Source organism: Sphingomonas sp. So64.6b (assembly GCF_014171475.1).
GTDB classification, from domain to species: Bacteria; Pseudomonadota; Alphaproteobacteria; order Sphingomonadales; family Sphingomonadaceae; genus Sphingomonas; species Sphingomonas alpina_A.
This window is the reverse complement of the sequence record NZ_CP048817.1, coordinates 2,075,527-2,091,960: the sequence shown is the minus strand read 5'-3', so window position 1 is coordinate 2,091,960 and position 16,434 is coordinate 2,075,527. Positions and strand designations below refer to the sequence as shown.

Annotated in this window: 15 protein-coding genes; 6 read left to right on the top strand and 9 right to left on the bottom strand. The window is 65.9% G+C overall.

The genetic code is table 11. The annotated features are described in order from the left end of the window. Nucleotides 1–54: 54 nt before the first annotated feature. The 4 genes from G4G27_RS10030 (at nt 55) to G4G27_RS10015 (ending at nt 4,221) form a co-directional block, all read left to right on the top strand. Nucleotides 55–348 carry an Hpt domain-containing protein gene (locus tag G4G27_RS10030; protein ID WP_183113190.1) on the top strand — a complete coding sequence of 98 codons (294 nt, stop codon included), beginning with the start codon at nt 55–57 and terminating at the stop codon, nt 346–348. Between the two features lie 170 nt (nt 349–518). Continuing rightward, nucleotides 519–1,700, top strand: a complete 1,182-nt coding sequence (locus G4G27_RS10025; RefSeq protein WP_183113189.1) for a hypothetical protein — start codon at nt 519–521, stop codon at nt 1,698–1,700. Nucleotides 1,701–1,735: 35 nt separating this feature from the next. After that, a complete protein-coding gene (locus tag G4G27_RS10020) occupies nt 1,736–2,851 on the top strand; it encodes a DUF2336 domain-containing protein (RefSeq protein WP_183113188.1) in 1,116 nt (371 codons plus the stop codon). After that, nucleotides 2,848–4,221 (top strand): HAMP domain-containing sensor histidine kinase, encoded by a 1,374-nt coding sequence (locus G4G27_RS10015; protein WP_183113187.1) that lies wholly within the window; start codon nt 2,848–2,850, stop codon nt 4,219–4,221. The genes G4G27_RS10020 and G4G27_RS10015 overlap by 4 nt, the downstream gene beginning before the upstream one ends. Before the next feature lie 10 nt (nt 4,222–4,231). Here G4G27_RS10015 and G4G27_RS10010 read toward each other — a convergent pair whose 3' ends face one another. Genes G4G27_RS10010 through gltX form a run of 3 tightly spaced genes read right to left on the bottom strand, consistent with a single transcriptional unit; the run spans nt 4,232 to nt 7,114 of the window. Then, nucleotides 4,232–4,420 carry a hypothetical protein gene (locus tag G4G27_RS10010; protein ID WP_183113186.1) on the bottom strand — a complete coding sequence of 63 codons (189 nt, stop codon included), beginning with the start codon at nt 4,418–4,420 and terminating at the stop codon, nt 4,232–4,234. Beyond that, on the bottom strand, nt 4,420–5,703 hold the full coding sequence (locus tag G4G27_RS10005; RefSeq protein ID WP_183113185.1) for a citrate synthase: 1,284 nt from the start codon (nt 5,701–5,703) through the stop codon (nt 4,420–4,422). The genes G4G27_RS10010 and G4G27_RS10005 overlap by 1 nt, the downstream gene beginning before the upstream one ends. Before the next feature lie 25 nt (nt 5,704–5,728). Then, nucleotides 5,729–7,114 (bottom strand): glutamate--tRNA ligase, encoded by a 1,386-nt coding sequence (gene gltX, locus G4G27_RS10000; RefSeq protein ID WP_183113723.1) that lies wholly within the window; start codon nt 7,112–7,114, stop codon nt 5,729–5,731. 174 nt (nt 7,115–7,288) lie between these two features. Between gltX and G4G27_RS09995 the strand changes: the two genes are divergently transcribed. Continuing rightward, a complete protein-coding gene (locus G4G27_RS09995) occupies nt 7,289–9,439 on the top strand; it encodes a ComEC/Rec2 family competence protein (protein ID WP_244624631.1) in 2,151 nt (716 codons plus the stop codon). Between the two features lie 20 nt (nt 9,440–9,459). Here the strand turns inward: G4G27_RS09995 and lexA are convergent, their stop codons facing one another. Next, nucleotides 9,460–10,125, bottom strand: coding sequence for a transcriptional repressor LexA (lexA, locus tag G4G27_RS09990; protein ID WP_183113183.1), 666 nt, complete (start codon nt 10,123–10,125; stop codon nt 9,460–9,462). Between the two features lie 57 nt (nt 10,126–10,182). After that, nucleotides 10,183–11,394, bottom strand: a complete 1,212-nt coding sequence (locus G4G27_RS09985; RefSeq protein WP_183113182.1) for a molybdopterin molybdotransferase MoeA — start codon at nt 11,392–11,394, stop codon at nt 10,183–10,185. A gap of 154 nt (nt 11,395–11,548) precedes the next feature. Between G4G27_RS09985 and G4G27_RS09980 the strand changes: the two genes are divergently transcribed. Then, nucleotides 11,549–13,519 carry a hypothetical protein gene (locus G4G27_RS09980; RefSeq protein WP_183113181.1) on the top strand — a complete coding sequence of 657 codons (1,971 nt, stop codon included), beginning with the start codon at nt 11,549–11,551 and terminating at the stop codon, nt 13,517–13,519. Between the two features lie 29 nt (nt 13,520–13,548). Here G4G27_RS09980 and moaC read toward each other — a convergent pair whose 3' ends face one another. From moaC to G4G27_RS09960, 4 genes are read right to left on the bottom strand one after another with little or no spacing between them, the layout of a single operon-like run. Beyond that, nucleotides 13,549–14,016: a cyclic pyranopterin monophosphate synthase MoaC gene (gene moaC, locus G4G27_RS09975; RefSeq protein ID WP_183113180.1), complete on the bottom strand. Its 468-nt coding sequence runs from the start codon at nt 14,014–14,016 to the stop codon at nt 13,549–13,551. Beyond that, nucleotides 14,013–14,798: an indole-3-glycerol phosphate synthase TrpC gene (trpC, locus tag G4G27_RS09970; RefSeq protein ID WP_183113179.1), complete on the bottom strand. Its 786-nt coding sequence runs from the start codon at nt 14,796–14,798 to the stop codon at nt 14,013–14,015. The genes moaC and trpC overlap by 4 nt, the downstream gene beginning before the upstream one ends. Further along, on the bottom strand, nt 14,795–15,790 hold the full coding sequence (trpD, locus tag G4G27_RS09965) for an anthranilate phosphoribosyltransferase (protein ID WP_183113178.1): 996 nt from the start codon (nt 15,788–15,790) through the stop codon (nt 14,795–14,797). Before trpD ends, trpC begins: the two co-directional genes overlap by 4 nt. Then, the gene (locus tag G4G27_RS09960) at nt 15,787–16,371 is read right to left on the bottom strand and encodes an aminodeoxychorismate/anthranilate synthase component II (protein WP_183113177.1); all 585 of its coding nucleotides are present in this window, start codon (nt 16,369–16,371) and stop codon (nt 15,787–15,789) included. Before G4G27_RS09960 ends, trpD begins: the two co-directional genes overlap by 4 nt. Nucleotides 16,372–16,434 lie beyond the last annotated feature (63 nt).

The window sequence follows — 16,434 nt, the reverse complement described above, 5'->3', positions numbered from 1 at the left end:
CGGAAAGCGAATAGCGAAACCTCGCCTTAAGGGTTGGCCCGTATGAAAGGCGACATGGCGTATGATCCCGGTGCAATCGATGCGACGCTGGCGGCTGCGGTGGGCGACGAGCCCGCGCTGATCGCCGAGCTGCGCGAAGCGTTCCTCGACAGTGTCCGGCGTGGGCTGGACGGTCTCGAATGTGCACGCGATTCCGACAGCTGGCAGTCCGCCGCTTGGCGGCTGAAAGGCCTGGCGGCAAGCTTCGGCGCGATCCGCCTGATGGCGATCGCCACCGAAGCGGCAACCGTGCCGCCACAGGACGTGGTCCTGCTGCGCAAGCTTCGCCGCGCGGTGGAGCGGCTCTGATATCGGTTTGAGTGGGACGGTCTCACTCGCTTGCAAAGCCAGCCAGCTATCCGACGAGTGGCGGCAATGAGGCGAATGGCCGCGCATGGATGCTGAAACGAGTTCAGCATGAGGAATTCCTGGCAACCCGGCCTTTGCCATCTCCGCCCCAACCCCCTAACAGCGCCATGATGCTGGCTGGACTGATTTTCGCGACCGACGATGCCGAGGACCGTCGCGGTACATTGGCGGCGACCTTGCCGTTCGGCGGGCTGACACTGATCGAATTCCAGGCGCGGCTGGTGGTTGCTGCCGGCGTTTCGCACCTGATCGTCGTCGTCGCACGGCTCACGCCCGAACTGCTCGGCGCGATCAGCCGGATCGGGCGGCGCGGCGTATCGGTCGATGTTGTGCGCAATGCCGTCGAAGCACTGGAGAAGATTCATCCGCTGGCGCGCGTGCTGGTCGTCGCCGATGGCCTGGTAACGACCGGTGATGTGGTCGAATCGCTGGTCAGCGCGAGCCAGGATGCGCTGCTGACCATGTCCGAGCGCGATGCCATGCCCGGCTTCGAGCGCGTCGGCGCTGATGCGGCCTGGGCCGGACTGGCGCTGCTCGACCCCAAACGCATCGCGGAGGTCGCGGCGATGCCCCGGGATTATGATTTCCAATCGACGCTGCTGCGCGTCGCAGCACAAGCACAGGTCGCCCATATCGCCATGCCGCCCGGCGCGGCGGGTGGCGCGCATGGCATCGAGCGCGATTCGCGCACCCTGGCGGATCGCGGCAACGTGATTCTCGCGGCATTGGTGTCGAAACCGATCGCCTGGGCCGACCGTTTCCTGCTCGCACCGCTGGCGCGTCTCGCGCTGCCACGCCTGATGGCGCGCAGCGTGCCGAGCTGGGTGCTGAGCGCAGTCGGTGTCGCCCTTGGCATCGGCGCCCTCGCGGCAATCTGGTTCGGCTGGCCAGGCACCGGAATCGCGCTGACCCTCGTCGCGGCGCTGGCGCTGACGATCGGTGCGGCGCTCGCCTGGCTCCGCGACGAGGAGAAGCATTCACGGTTGCAACAGGCGGCGATCCCCGCATTTTCGGGGCTTGCGGCGCTCGAACTGGGGCATGTCGCGAGCATGCAGGCCGGCACCGCGACCGGCTGGACATTATCGTTCGCGCTGATCGCCGCCGCCGCGCTGGTCGAGCGCGCGGCGAGCGAGCGCACGCGGCGACGCTGGTGGGGCAGCCCGGTCGCTTATCTCATCGCGATGCTGGTGCCGGTCGGGGCCGGCTATCCGCTGATCGGCCTCGCGCTTGCCGCGCTTTATGCGACGGTGACGCTTTTTGTCGCGATTGAGGCGTTTCGCGAAAAGCCTTAGTGTCGTTTTAACCGCACTTCCCTAAGTCTCCTTGCATGTCGATTACCGTTCGCGACATGGATGACGGCCCTCAAAGGGGGGGCAGCCCGCTGCTCGTACGCGCAGCGGGCGCAGACGCGCGTGCCGCCCAGCGCCTTGCGGTGGCGATCGACGACTTTTTTCTGCCCGACGAAGCACGGCTCGACGATCGGTCGCGATCGGCGATGGGATCCGCGCTTGCCGGTATGGTCGCGGCGATCGACGGCGCACTGCGGCAGCATGCCTCACGCCTGTTGACCGCGCGCGAGGAACTGGCGCTGGCTGCGGCGCTGACCGCGCCGGGCATGTTGGTACTCGACCGCCTCGTTGCCGCGGGGCTGCTCCGCGATACCGACCTGATGCGCGAACTGATTGCGCGGGTGCAACAGGACGCGCTGGGTGACGGTTTGCCTTCGACCGCCCCAGACGAACCTGAAAAGCCAAGCCTGCTCTCGCGTCTGGTGAATCAAGCCGATTCCGTCGTCGCGACGAGCGCGATGGCATTGCTCACCGCGGAAAGCCGACGGCGCGGCGCGAGCGAAGGCGGCACCGGATCGCACACGGACCTGCCTGCCGATTTGCATCACCGCCTGGTATGGTGGGTCGCCGCCGCCCTGCGCGAGCGGTTCGCAACCGGTGCGACCGAGGCGGTCGCGGCACTGGATCGTGCACTGGCCGAAGCTGCGGTACGCAGCCTTGCCGCACATGACGAAGGCGATCGACTCGAGGCGACCGCCATGCGCCTCGCCGTCGCGATCGAAGCGACGCCGCGCGAACTGCCCGCTTTGCTGGTCGAGGCGCTTGGCGACCGCCGCATTGCCCTGTTCACTGCGCTGATCGCGCATGCGATGGGGTTGGATTATGGTCAGGCGCGCGAAGTGGTGATCGACCCCCGGGCCGACCGGTTGTGGCTGGTGCTGCGCGCGCTGGAGCTGGACCGCGAACCGATCGCCCGGATCGGTCTGGCGCTGTGCGAAGCTGACCCGCGCCGCGATCTCGAAGGCTTTGCCGAATCGATCGGCGATATCGTCGCGGTGCCGGCCGATGCCGCGCGTGCCGCGCTTGCGCCGCTCAAGCTTCACCCTGATTATCGTGCCGCCCAACTGGCGCTTACCCGCGGGCGGGCGGCATGAACGCGGTCGATTCCAGCCTGCCGCCGGTGCGCGGCCTGCTCGATCCCGACGGGAGGTTGATCGAGGCCGACCAGCGCCTCAACGATCTCAACACGCGCGCCGGCGGTGCAATCGGCATGCCGATCGCCATTCCGCAGGTCGCCACGTTGGCGCGGCTGGCGCAGCGGCTCGGCATCCTTATCTCACGCGGCGCTGTGGCCGGCGATGACGACGGCGATATCGATCTGTGGGTGCGCGCCAATCCGGGTGCGGAAGGTGTTCGCCTGGAAATCACCGGCTGGCGCGCTCGCTCGCCATGGCGGCCCGGCGCGCCCGAGGGTGAGCGCGAAGGCGATTTCCTGCGCAGCGGTGCGGACTGGTTGTGGGAAACCGACGCGGCCCTGCGGCTGAGCTTTTTGTCAGTCAACGCGGGCGCCAAACATGGCTTCGATGCTGGCGACATGCTCGGCCAGCCGCTGACTCGCCTGTTCGTGCTCGGCGAGGATCGCGAAGGGCAATTCCCGATCCTCGGCAGCCTCGCGATGCGCCAGCGCTTCGACGATCAGCGCGCAACGATCCGCGCGACCGGACAGGCGGTGCGACTCGCCGCCACGCCGCGCACCGATCGGCAAGGCGCGTTCGCCGGTTTCATCGGCGCCACGCACATGATCGACCCGGAACCCGTCGCGGCAGCCCCGTTCCCGGAGAATGAAGGCATATCCGGCGCATTCGCGGCGCGGCTTGATTCGGCATTGCGCAATCCGCTCGGCCGAATCATCGCCAATGCCGACAGCATCAATGCGCAATCGGAAGGCCCGCTACGCCAAGATTATGCCGACTATGCCGCCGATATTGCCAGCGCCGGTCGCCATCTGATGGGCCTGGTTGACGATCTGGTCGATCTTCAGGCGATCGAGCGTCCCGACTTCCGCGTCGCGAGCGAAGCGGTCGACCTCGCCGATGTTTCGCGCCGTGCCGCCGGCCTGCTCGGCGTGCGGGCGAGCGATGCGAAAGTGAAGATCGACAAGCCGGCGCCCGAGGACATGTTGCCCGCAACCGGCGAATTCCGTCGCGCGCTACAGGTGCTGGTCAATCTGATCGGCAATGCGGTGCGGTATTCGCCCGCCGACGGCATGGTGTGGATCCGCACCGAACGCGAAGGCGATATCGCTGCGGTGATCGTCGCCGACCAGGGCAAGGGCATCGCGCTCGACGACCAGAAGCGCATCTTCGAGAAATTCGAACGCGTCGATCCGCGCGAAGCGGGTGGCAGCGGCCTTGGCCTCTACATCGCGCGCCGTCTCGCCCGGGCGATGGGCGGCGACATCACCGTCGACAGCGCACCGGGGCAGGGCGCACGCTTCGTGTTTACGCTCCCGTATCGGGAATAGCGGACCCGGCTCAGGCCCGCCGCGACCAGACGATCAGCCCGACGCCGAACGCCGCGATGATTGCGCCGTAGATCACCCATTCGCCCTGAGCGAGCATGAAGCTCGACGCGGGCCACATGATCATGCCGCCGCCCTGCGCGCCGAAGAACAGACCCATCAGCGTCACGACGACACCGGCGAGCAGCAGGGCCCGCTTCATCAACGCTCGCCGACGGGCACGTAGTCGCGTTTGGCCGGGCCGGTATAGAGCTGGCGCGGCCGGCCGATCTTCTGCTCCGGATCGGCGATCATCTCGTTCCACTGCGCGACCCAGCCGACGGTGCGAGCGAGCGCGAACAGGGCGGTGAACATCGTCGTCGGGAACCCTATCGCCGACAGGATCACGCCGGAATAGAAATCGACGTTGGGGAACAGCTTCTTCTCGATGAAATACGGATCGTTGAGCGCCATTTCCTCGAGCTTCAGCGCGACGTCGAACACAGGATCGGTGACGCCGAGTTCGCCAAGCACTTCACGCACAGTTTCCTGCATCACGGTCGCGCGCGGATCGTAATTCTTGTACACGCGATGGCCGAAACCCATCAGGCGGAACGGATCGTTCTTGTCCTTGGCGCGGGCGATATATTCCGGAATCCGGTCGACCGTGCCGATCTCGCGCAGCATGTTGAGCGCGGCTTCGTTGGCGCCGCCATGTGCCGGACCCCACAGGCAGGCGATGCCGGCCGCGATGCACGCGAAGGGATTGGCGCCCGATGAACCGGCGAGACGGACGGTCGAGGTCGACGCGTTCTGCTCGTGATCGGCATGAAGGATGAAGATGCGGTCGAGCGCGCGCTCGACCACCGGGTTGACGACATATTCCTCGGCCGGAACGCCGAACGTCATGCGCAGGAAATTGCCGGTGTAGGACAAGGAGTTGTCGGGATAGAGGAAAGGCTGCCCGACCGAATATTTATACGCCATCGCGGCGATCGTCGGCATTTTCGCGATCAGCCGGTGGCTGGCGATCATGCGCTGGCGCGGATCGGTGATGTCGGCAGAGTCATGATAAAAGGCCGACAGCGCGCCGACCACGCCGCACATGATCGCCATCGGATGCGCGTCGCGGCGGAAACCGCGGTAAAAGGTCGCGAGCTGCTCATGCAGCATTGTGTGGCGGCTGATGGTGTAACTGAAATTGTCCAGTTCGGCCTTGGTCGGCAGTTCGCCGTTGAGCAGCAGGTACGAGACTTCCATGAAGCTCGACTGCTTGGACAGTTCGCCGATCGTATAGCCGCGATGGAGCAGGATGCCTTCGTCACCATCGATATAGGTGATCGCCGAATCGCAGCTCGCGGTGGAGGTGAAGCCGGGGTCGTAGGTGAACTTGCCGGTCTGGGCATAGAGCTTGCGGATATCGATGACGTCAGGGCCGACGGTGCCCGGCATCACGGCAAAATCAAGATCTTTGCCGCCGACGCTCAGCTTTGCGGTGTCGCTCATCGATTACGTCCTTTTTCTCTACGGCTCAGGCGGCCATCTGATCGGCGATCCGGCCGAGGCTCTCGTCACGCCCGAGCAAATCGAGCACTTCGAAAATCCCGGGCGAGGTCTTCTTGCCGGTCAATGCCGCGCGTAACGGTTGCGCGACCTGACCCAGTTTCGTCCCCGCCTCCTCGGCAATCTGCCGAACCGCGTCTTCAAGTTTCTCCGTATCCCAGCCGTCGAGCGCGTCAAGCTTGCTATGTGCAAGTGCGAGAATTCTGCGCCCATCGGCGGTCAGAAGATCGGCGGCGGCAGGGTCGATTTCAAGAGGACGGGCGCGGAACAGGAAGGCGGTACCGCTGGTCAGCTCGATCAAATTGGCAGCCCGAGGCTTCAGCGCCGCCATGCTGCGCCGCAAAAGATTGCGCTGTCGAGCGTCGGGTTCGAAGTCCAGCCGGCCGGCGACCATCTCGGCAAGCCGTGCGTCATCGGCGAGCCGGATATAATGACCATTAAGGTTCTCCAGTTTTTTCAGATCGAACCTGGATGGTGATTTTCCGACGCCATCAAGGGTGAACCACTCAACCGCCTGTTCACGGCTGATAATCTCATCGTCACCATGGCCCCAACCGAGCCGAAGCAGATAATTGTTCAGCGCCTCGGGCAGGATGCCGAGCTCGTCACGGTACGAATCGACCCCGACCGCGCCGTGACGCTTGGACAGCTTGCCGCCGTCCGATCCGTGGATCATCGGAACATGGGCGTAGATTGGTTCGGGCCAGCCCATTCCGCGGATCACGCTCAATTGACGGAATGCGTTGTTGAGATGATCGTCGCCGCGAATGACATGCGTCACGCCCATGTCGTGATCATCGACCACCACCGCGAGCATATAGGTCGGCGTGCCGTCCGAGCGCAGCAATACGAAATCATCGAGTTCCGAATTCTGTACGGTGACCGGGCCCTGGACCTGGTCGTTGATCGTCGTGGCGCCGTCCTTCGGTGCCTTGATTCGCACGACGAAAGGCGCGTCCTCCGGTGCTTCGTCCGGATCGCGGTCGCGCCAGCGGCCATCATAACGCATCGGCAGCTTCGCGGCCCTCTGGCTTTCGCGCAGCGCCGTCAGCTCTTCAGCGGTGGCGTAGCATTTATAGGCATGGCCCGAGGCGAGCAGTTGATGCGCGACCTCGGCGTGGCGTGGCGCACGTTCGAACTGGAATATCGCATCGCCGTCCCAATTCAGGTCAAGCCAGGTCATCGAATCGAGAATTGCGTCGATCGCCGGCTGAGTCGAACGCGCGCGATCGGTATCTTCGATGCGGAGCAGGAATTTGCCGCCATTCGCCTTGGCGAATAGCCAGTTGAACAGCGCGGTGCGCGCGCCGCCAATATGCAGGAAGCCGGTTGGCGACGGCGCGAAACGGGTAATGACTTGCCCAAACGCCGGCGCGGCCGCCGAATTGTCGCCCGATGTACCCGGGACGGCGGCATCAGTAATTGCGCTCAAGCGCGCATCCTTTCACACATGTATCAGATGGCCAGTTCAGCCGCCCACGCCCCTAGCACGCGACCTTGGCCGCTTCAAATCGGCCAGGGATGGCATTTGTCCGGTATTCGTAACGCGCTCGAACGCTGGCTCGAAGCGGAGCGCGACCAGCTTATATTATGGTTTCCGGTAGCAGTCGGTGCTGGGGTGACGGCGTGGCTGATGCTGCCTGACCCATCGGCATGGCGCGCCGCTTTGCTCATGGCGGGTGGGGTGGCATTTCTGGCACTCGCGGTTGGGCGCGGCGGCCGGGCGGGAAGGGCGGTCGGCATCGGTGCGCTGGCGGCGGCGCTCGGCTTTTCGCTAATTTGGTTGCGGGCGAGCGACGCCGCCGGAATCGTGCTTACGCGGCCGGTGATCGTCGCGTTCGAGGCGCGGGTCGAGACGATCGAACCGCTGGCGGCGCGTGAACTGGTCCGGCTGCGGCTCGCGCCGATCCAGGTGATCGATCAGCCGACAGATCGAAAGCCGACCAGGCTGCCGGAGCATGTGCGTGTCAACCTGGCCGAGGGCGACGTGCCCGCAGCGCTTACCCGAGGTGCGACGATCCGGTTGAAGGCCCGGTTGATGCCACCGCCCCAGCCGGCGGTGCCGGGCGCCTATGATTATGCGCGGGTCGCCTGGTTTGACGGGATCGGCGGCACAGGGCGTGGCTTCGCTCCGGTCGCGGTGATCGCGGCGGGTGATGCACCCGGCGCTGGCCTACGCGACCGGCTTTCGCGCCATATCCAGACCCGCGTCGAGGGCAGCGCAGGCGGGATCGCCAGCGCGCTTGCAACTGGCGACCAAGGCGCGATCGCCGAGGAGGATGCCGAGGCGATGCGTCGTTCGGGCCTTGCGCATCTGTTGTCGGTCAGCGGCCTGCACATCACCGCGGTGGTGGCGGCGACGATGCTGGTCGTGCTGCGCCTGCTCGCGCTGAGCCCCTGGCTTGCACTGCATTTCCGCTTACCGCTGATCGCCGCGGCGGCCGGTGCCGCTGCCGCGATCGGCTATACGCTGCTTACCGGATCGCAGGTGCCGACGATCCGCTCATGCGTCGCGGCGCTGCTCGTGCTGGCCGCGCTGGCGATGGGACGCGAGGCGATGACCTTGCGGCTGGTTGCGGCGGGTGCGGTAGTCGTATTGTTGCTCTGGCCCGAATCACTCGCCGGGCCGAGCTTCCAGCTGTCCTTTGCCGCGATCACCGCGATCATCGCGTTGCACGAACAGCCGCGTGTGGAATCCTGGTTTGCGCCGCGTGGCGAGCGCTGGATCGCCAAAATCGGCAGGGGGCTGGGGTCGCTGATCCTGACCGGGTTGGCGGTGGAATTTTCGCTGATGCCGATTGCGTTGTTCCACTTCCACAAGGCAGGCTTTTACGGTGCGCTGGCCAATATCGTCGCGATTCCCTGGACCACGTTCGTCGTGATGCCGCTGGAAGCGCTGGCGCTGTTGCTCGATACCGCCGGCCTTGGCGCACCTTTGTGGTGGCTTACCGATCATTCGCTCAACCTGTTGTTATGGCTGGCGCGGACGACCGCCGGTTTGCCAGGATCGGTCGCGGCGCTGCCTGCCATGCCCGCCGGCGCCTATGCGCTGATGGTCCTGGGCGGATTATGGATTGCCTTGTGGCGCACGAGATGGCGGCGGCTCGGGCTCGCCCCGCTTGCGATCGGAATCTTGTGGGCCTTGACGACGCCGGCGCCCGATCTGCTGGTCACTGGCGATGGGCGCCACGTCGCGATCCGCACGACGAATGGCGGGCTGGCACTGCTGCGTGACCGGGTCGGCGACTATACGTCGGACATGCTCACCGAAAATAGCGGGGTCGATGGCGAGCCGCTGCTGCTGGCCGATCAGCCCGACGCGCGGTGCAATCGCGATTTGTGCCTGACCGAGCGGCGTATCGGCAGCCGAACCTGGCGCATCCTCGCCACGCGCAGCGCCTATCTGGTGCCGGCGGGCGAATTGATCGCGGCATGCAAGGGCGCGGATATCGTGGTCAGCGAGCGGCGCTTGCCCATGGCCTGCACACCGCGCTGGTTGAAGCTCGACCGGCCGACGCTGGCGCAGACCGGCGGTGTTGCGATCACATTGCAGGATGCCGCGGTCCGCACCGTATTCAGCCCGGCCGACGCGCATCCCTGGGTGGTGGCCGGTAAGTTACCCGCCGGCAGACTGGCACGAAGACGCTTTGACCGACGCACTTCCTCCCGTTCGCCCTAACCCGTCAAAGGGTTCGCCGGTCAATCGTAACGGCGCAGAAGCCCGGCGAGTTTACCCTGAACGCGGACCTGAGCGGGCGAATAACGCTGCGCATCATAGGCGCGGTTGGCCGGATCGAGCCGAACCATCGCACCTTCGCGGCGGAAATATTTGAGCGTCGCTTCGCTGTCGTCGATCAGGGCGACGACGATCTCCCCATCGCGCGCCGTATCGGCGCGGCGGATCAATGCATAATCGCCATCGAGGATACCCGCCTCGACCATCGAGTCGCCCGACACTTCGAGCGCATAATGTTCGCCACCACCGAGCAATGCGGCGGGGACAGCAAGCATCGAACTGCCCTCGAACGCTTCGATCGGCACGCCGGCGGCGATGCGGCCGTGCAACGGGATCTCGATCACATCGTTGGCGGGTTCGGGCAGGATGCGGATATTGGCCGGCGCAGCAGGCGTTTTCCGTGCAACATCGCCGCGTTCCGGCACCTTCAGCACTTCCAACGCACGGGCGCGATTGGGCAGGCGGCGAATGAACTGGCGTTCCTCGAGCGCGCTGATCAGGCGATGTACGCCCGATTTCGATTTGAGATCGAGCGCCTCTTTCATTTCTTCGAACGAAGGCGACACGCCGGTTTCGGCGAGACGATCACTGATGAAGCAGATCAGCTCATGCTGTTTGCGCGTTAACATCCGAAATTCCTCCGTCGGAACAGACTGGGAACGTTGTCGCAATGTTCCCCCGGCTTGTCAAGCGATGCGCAGGGTGTCGACGATTTCTCCTGCAGCTGCGGCCGGCGCATGCGGCGCGCGAACGATCAGACAGTCGGCGCGCGCGAGGGTGCGCAGCATCGACGAGTCCTGGATTGTCGAGGCAAAGACCCGGCCATCACGCGTTTCCGCGCGCAGAAAATCCTGGCGATGGTCATTGGCGGCGAGAGCTTCGCCGAGCATCGCCGGCGTGGTGCGCGGCAGCGGATCGGCCGCGCCACTCATCGCGGCGATCAACGGGCGCAGGAACAGGGTTGCGGTGACGAAGGCGGACACCGGGTTGCCAGGCAGGCCGAGCACGACCGTTTCACGGAGCCGCCCCGCCATCATCGGTTTCCCCGGGCGCAGCGCGAGGCGCCAGAAATCGATGCTACCTCCTGCGGCCTCAAGCGCGGGGCGGACGAGATCATGGTCGCCGACCGACGCGCCACCGGTGGTGACGAGGATATCCGCATCGACCCGGCTCAGGGCCGCGGTCATCACGTCGAGACGATCGGGGAGAATACCGAGATCGATCACCTCGACCGGCAAGTCGGCGAGCATCGCGGCGAGCATCACGCCATTGGATTCGGGAAGGCCCGCGCTATCGATCGCTGCGCCGGGCGCGGTCAATTCGTCGCCGGTCGCATTGATCGCCACGCGGATAGGGCGGCCGACCTGAAGCGCGCCATACCCCCCGGTCGCGGCAACTGCGATACGCGCCGGCGTGAGACGTTCGCCACGCGCCACGAGGATGTCGCCAGTCGAGAAGTCGAGCCCCTTCAAGCGAGTATTGCCGCCGAGCCGGCGGGGGCCTTCTCCGGCTAACGTCACTATATCGCCGTCGCGTGCGACCTCCTCCTGGACCATCACCGTATCCGCGCCTTGAGGCATCGCCGCGCCGGTAAAAATGCGGGCGGTTTCGTTCGCACCGACGGTGCCGGGGAACGGTCGGCCGGCGGCGCTCTCGCCGACCAGCGTAAAAGGGCCGGGCAGATCGGCGAAGCGGATCGCGTAACCGTCCATTGCCGAGAGGTCGGTGGTTGGCTGAGTTCGTAAAGCGACGATGTCGGCCGCTGCCCAGCGATTTGCGGCGGCGCGTAGCGGCATGGTTTCGCTGGAAACGCGGGGCGCGAGCGCGAAGAGGCGCGATTGCGCTTCGGCGAGGGGGAGAAGAGCAGGCGGGTTCACACGCGGTGATGTACCCGGCATGCTGCGCCCGCGTCCACCATGCTGAACGAGGAAAAGCCGAACAAGTATAAGCCGCTGCGGTCGCACCGACTCTCCGATGAACGGTCGTGCCACGCCGGGTTCAGGAACATTGCGCCATGGTGCACGCTTTGGGGGGCACCAGGAGTTGGATGCCATGACCAAGCGAATACACCTCAACCGCCTGTCTCCAGGCGTTCGTCAGGCCAGTGCTGCAATCGCCATTGCGGCGTCGCTGATGCTTGCCGGATGCAATCCCAAGGCCGCGACCGAGGACAAGGCGGCCTATCAATTGCCCGACCTGCCCGCGACGCTGCCGCTCGCGGCTGGCGATGCGACGACGATCCGCCCTGCGGCGGCGATCGCCTCGCTTCCCAAGGCACGCCCGATCAGGGCGGTGCAGCTGGCCGATCCGGGCCAATCCTATGCTTATGCCGACGATGCCTGGGGTTTTGCCGATGCGCTCGGCGACGCGCCGCCCGATTACGGCTTCGACTATGATGATGTCGAGCCATGGGCGTGGCAGGGTTATGACGATTCGATCGCCTTTGCCGAGCCGATCGATGACGGATACCGCTATTATTATTATCGCCCCGGCGCCGATTCGCCTTATTTCGTGCGCGATGGCGATTATGGCTATGGCTATGACGATGGTCAGCTGGCCGTGGTCTATGCCGCCGGCGGCGGGGTTCTGCCCTATGCCTCTTATGGACCGCGTCAGGATTATGCCGCGCGCTATTATGAGCGCGGCCGCAATCTCTATCGATCGTCGCGTCAGCGCCGCCCGGTGATCGCCGCCAATTGGGCCGAACGCCGCGATGCCATTGCGGTCGCGCGCGCGCGCTGGTCGGCGGAGCGCTCGCGTGAGGCAGACTGGCAACGTTACCATGCCGGCGTGGAGCAGCGGCAACAGCGCCATTGGGGCCAGGAACAGGTGCGCCGTCGTGCCGATATCGTGCGCTACGACACGTGGCGCGACCAGCGCTTCCGCACCCCGCCACCACCGCGCGCCATTCCGGCCGCCTGGACGCAAGCGCCCTGGGCACGTGATGCCAACCGTTATGCCCCGGCTGCGCGCGGCTTTGCCGGCGACCGGGCCGAGCAGCAGCGCGCCGTTGCGATCGAGCGTCGTCGCGTCGCCACCCTGGCGGCACGACCGGTCAACCCGCGCGACGAGGTGCGCCGCGCCGCGATCGATCGACAGCGCGCGCTTGGCCAGCAGCAGGAAAACCTGCGGCTCGCGGGCCGCGGTAATGCCGATCAGCAGCGCCTTCAGGCGCAACGCCAGGCCGAAATGGCGCGCCGCCAGGGCGAACGGGCCAGACAGGTCGCGGCCGGTGACGCCGCACAGCGCGATCAACAGGCGCGCGCCGCGGCGATGCAACAGCGCCGCGCAACGCTCGAGCGGGATCGGTCGGTCCAGGCGGCGCAACAAGCCAGGCGCATCCAGGCGCAGAATGACCAGCAAGCCCGCGTTGTACAGGTACGCCAACGCCAGCAGGCGCAATTGCAGGCGCGCGCTGCACAGCGGACGCAGGTCGAGCAACGCCGTCAGGGTCAGGCGCGCGCCGCCGAAGCGCAGCAACGTCGCCAGCGGCTTGCGCAAACCCAGACTCAACAGCGTCAACAGGGTCAGGCGCGTGCCGCACAGGCGCAGCAGCGCCAGGCGCAGATCCAGCAACGCGCTGTGCAAGCCCAGCAACGGCTGGCGGCTCAAGGCCAGGCCCGCGCCGCGCAGGCGCAACAGCGCCAGCAGGCTCAGACTCGCGCGATGCAAGCTCAGCAGCGTCAGGCGGCTCAAGGCCAGGCGCGTGCCGCACAGGCGCAACAGCGCCAGCAGGCTCAGGCGCGCGCGATGCAGGCTCAGCAGCGTCAGGCAGCACAAGGCCAGGCACGCGCGGCGCAAGCTCAACAGCGCCAGCAAGCCCAAGTCCAGGCGCAGCAGCGCCAACAGGCTCAGGGGCAGGCTCGTGCCGCTCAGGCGCAACGGCAACAGGTGCAAGCCCAAGCCCGCGCAGCGCAAATGCAGGCCCGCGCAGCGCAAATGCAGGCGCGTGTTGCGGCTCGGCCGGTGCCCGCGGCACGCCCGGCAGGGCCACTACGGCCTGATCGCGGCCGGGATCGGTGATCAATGGGTCGGCCGGTCGGGCAGACTGATCAGGCCGACCAGTCGCCCGATTTGCCGCCGGTCTTCGACAATAGGCGCACACCGCCAATGGTCATCGCCTTGTCGATCGCCTTGGCCATGTCGTAGATCGTCAGCAGCGTGACCGAGACGGCGGTCAGCGCTTCCATCTCGACCCCGGTCTTGCCGTCGGTGGTGGCGGTGGCAATGGCCTCGACGCCGCTCTCGTCGATCTTCAACTCGATCGCGACGCGCGACAATGGCAATGGATGGCAGAGCGGAATCAGCTCGCTGGTGCGCTTGGCCGCCATGATGCCGGCGACCCGCGCGACCGCGAGCACATCGCCCTTGGCTGCCGCACCATCGCGGATCGCGCTGATCGCGGCAGAGGACATGGTGATGCGTCCAGTGGCGATCGCCTCGCGCGCGGTAATCGCCTTGCCCGATACATCGACCATATGGGCTGCACCGGCCTGGTCGAGATGAGTGAGCTTGCTCATCCCACCAGCGCCCGTGTCGCCGCCTCGATATCCTGCTGCCGCATCAGCGCTTCGCCGATCAGGAAGCATTTCACGCCACGCTCGGCCATCGCATCGAGATCGGCGCGCGTCGTCAGGCCGCTTTCGGCGACGAAGGTGCAATCGGCGGGTGCTTTCGACACCAGTTCATAGGTGCGCGCGAAATCCACCGTGAAATCGCGCAAGTTCCGGTTGTTGACGCCGATCAGCCGCGACTGGAGTTTCATCGCGCGGTCGAGTTCCTTGGCGTCATGCACCTCGACCAGCACATCCATGCCGCATTCGATCGCTGCCGCTTCGATTTCGGCGAGCAGCGTGTCATCGAGCGCGGACATGATCAGCAGGATGGCGTCGGCGCCGATCGACCGCGCCTCCGGCACTTGCCACACATCGACCATGAAATCCTTGCGCAGCACGGGCAGCGTGCAGGCTGCCCGTGCTTCGGTCAGATAATGGTCGGCACCTTGGAACCATGGCTCGTCGGTCAGCACTGAAAGACAGGCGGCACCGCCGGCCTGATAGGCACGGGCATGCGCGGGGGGATCGAAATCGGCGCGGATCAGGCCCTTGGAGGGGCTTGCTTTCTTGATCTCGGCGATCAGCGCGTGGCTGGTCGTCGCTTTCGCGTCGAGCGCGGCGCGAAAGCCGCGTGGTGCGGTTTGTTCGGCACGGCGCGCATCGAGTTCGGACAGCGACGTGGTCGCCTTGCGCGCGGTCACCTCGGCGCGCTTGGTCTCCAGGATACGGTCAAGGATATCGGTCATGAATAAGCGATCCAGCGGTCGAGCAGCGCATTGGCTGCGCCCGAATCGATCGCCTCGCGTGCGGCATCGGCGCCTTCGCTCAGCGTATCGCTATGACCTGCAACCATCAGCGCGGCGGCGGTGTTGAGCAGTACCGCATCGCGATATCCGCCGGGTTCACCGTCAAGCAATCGGCGCAACGCCGCGGCATTATAGGCAGGATCGCCACCATGGATCGCGGCGATCGGATGACGCGGCAGGCCTGCATCCTCGGGTGTGAGGCGCGCCGGCATCTTCAGGCTCCCGACGCTGATCGTGACACTGGGACCGGCACCCGACAATTCGTCGAGACCCTCTTCGCCCGAAGCGACCAGGGCGGCCTCGGTGCCGAGCTGTTCCAGCGCCTCGGCATAGACCGTCGCGTAATCCGGCCGGGCGATGCCGATCAACTGACGTCCGACGCGCGCTGGGTTGGCGAGCGGGCCCATCAGGTTGAAGATCGTGCGACGGCCGATCTTTTTGCGAATGGGGGTGATGCGTTTCATCGCGGGATGATGATTGCCCGCGAACAGGAACGCGATGCCGATGTCGCGCAGGCTCGCCTCGGCCAGCAGCCCGGCACGCTCCATGTCGAGTCCCAGCACTTCAAGCGTATCGGCGGCACCCGCCTTGGACGATGCGGCGCGGTTGCCATGCTTGGCGACCGGAATGCCGCACGCCGCGACGACCAGCGAGACCGCGGTCGAGACGTTGAGCGTGTGATGGCCATCGCCACCGGTGCCGCAGACATCGACCGCGCCGGCCGGCGCGGCGATCGGGATCAGACGCGCACGGAGCGCACGCGCCGCCTCGGCGATCTCGATGCTGGTTTCGCCGCGATCGGTCAGCGCGATGAGGAAGTCAGCGATCGCTTCCTCCGACGTCTTCGCATCGAGGATATCGGCAAAGGCCTGCGCCGCGCTTTCGTGCGACAGCGGCGTGCTGGGATCCGGCAACAAGGCGAGACTCGTCACGCCAGCGCCTTTACCGGCAACCCTGCGATGCGCAGGAAATTGGCCAGCAAGGCGTGACCATGTTCAGTGGCGATGCTTTCGGGATGGAATTGCACGCCGTGGATCGGCAGCGTTTCGTGACGCACGCCCATCACCGATCCATCGGAAGCGGTGGCGTTGACGATCAGCGTATCGGGTGCGTCCTCGACGATCAGCGAATGGTAACGCGTGGCGGTGAATGGGCTGGGCAGCCCCACGAACAGCCCGGTGCCGTCATGCGACACCGGGCTGGTCTTGCCGTGCATCAGGCCCCCGCGCACGACCTTGCCGCCGAAATGCTGGCCGATCGCCTGATGGCCGAGGCAGACCCCGAGCAGCGGCTTGTGCGCCTCGGCGCAGGCGGCGACCAGGTCGAGGCTGATGCCGGCTTCGTTGGGGGTGCACGGCCCGGGTGAAATCAGGAATGCCTGTGCATTGCTCGCGATCGCGTCGCGCGCGGTCAGTGCATCGTTGCGCACGACCTTCACCTCGGCGCCCAGCTCCATCAGATAATGGACCAGGTTCCATGTAAAGCTGTCGTAATTGTCGACGACGAGGATCATGCCGCCGCCATAGCCGATGCGCGCCGAGGTGCAACCGCCGCGCGCCGTCGCGGTGCGGTTCCC

Coding starts and splice junctions, on each gene's coding strand:
- G4G27_RS10020 (WP_183113188.1), top strand. CDS start 1,736: ATGTCGATTACCGTTCGCGACATGGATGACGGCCCTCAAAGGGGGGGC.
- trpC (WP_183113179.1), bottom strand. CDS start 14,798: ATGACCGATATCCTTGACCGTATCCTGGAGACCAAGCGCGCCGAGGTG.
- G4G27_RS09985 (WP_183113182.1), bottom strand. CDS start 11,394: ATGCCGGGTACATCACCGCGTGTGAACCCGCCTGCTCTTCTCCCCCTC.
- moaC (WP_183113180.1), bottom strand. CDS start 14,016: ATGAGCAAGCTCACTCATCTCGACCAGGCCGGTGCAGCCCATATGGTC.
- G4G27_RS09980 (WP_183113181.1), top strand. CDS start 11,549: ATGACCAAGCGAATACACCTCAACCGCCTGTCTCCAGGCGTTCGTCAG.
- lexA (WP_183113183.1), bottom strand. CDS start 10,125: ATGTTAACGCGCAAACAGCATGAGCTGATCTGCTTCATCAGTGATCGT.
- G4G27_RS10025 (WP_183113189.1), top strand. CDS start 519: ATGCTGGCTGGACTGATTTTCGCGACCGACGATGCCGAGGACCGTCGC.
- G4G27_RS09960 (WP_183113177.1), bottom strand. CDS start 16,371: ATGATCCTCGTCGTCGACAATTACGACAGCTTTACATGGAACCTGGTC.
- G4G27_RS10015 (WP_183113187.1), top strand. CDS start 2,848: ATGAACGCGGTCGATTCCAGCCTGCCGCCGGTGCGCGGCCTGCTCGAT.
- G4G27_RS10005 (WP_183113185.1), bottom strand. CDS start 5,703: ATGAGCGACACCGCAAAGCTGAGCGTCGGCGGCAAAGATCTTGATTTT.
- G4G27_RS10030 (WP_183113190.1), top strand. CDS start 55: ATGGCGTATGATCCCGGTGCAATCGATGCGACGCTGGCGGCTGCGGTG.
- G4G27_RS10010 (WP_183113186.1), bottom strand. CDS start 4,420: ATGAAGCGGGCCCTGCTGCTCGCCGGTGTCGTCGTGACGCTGATGGGT.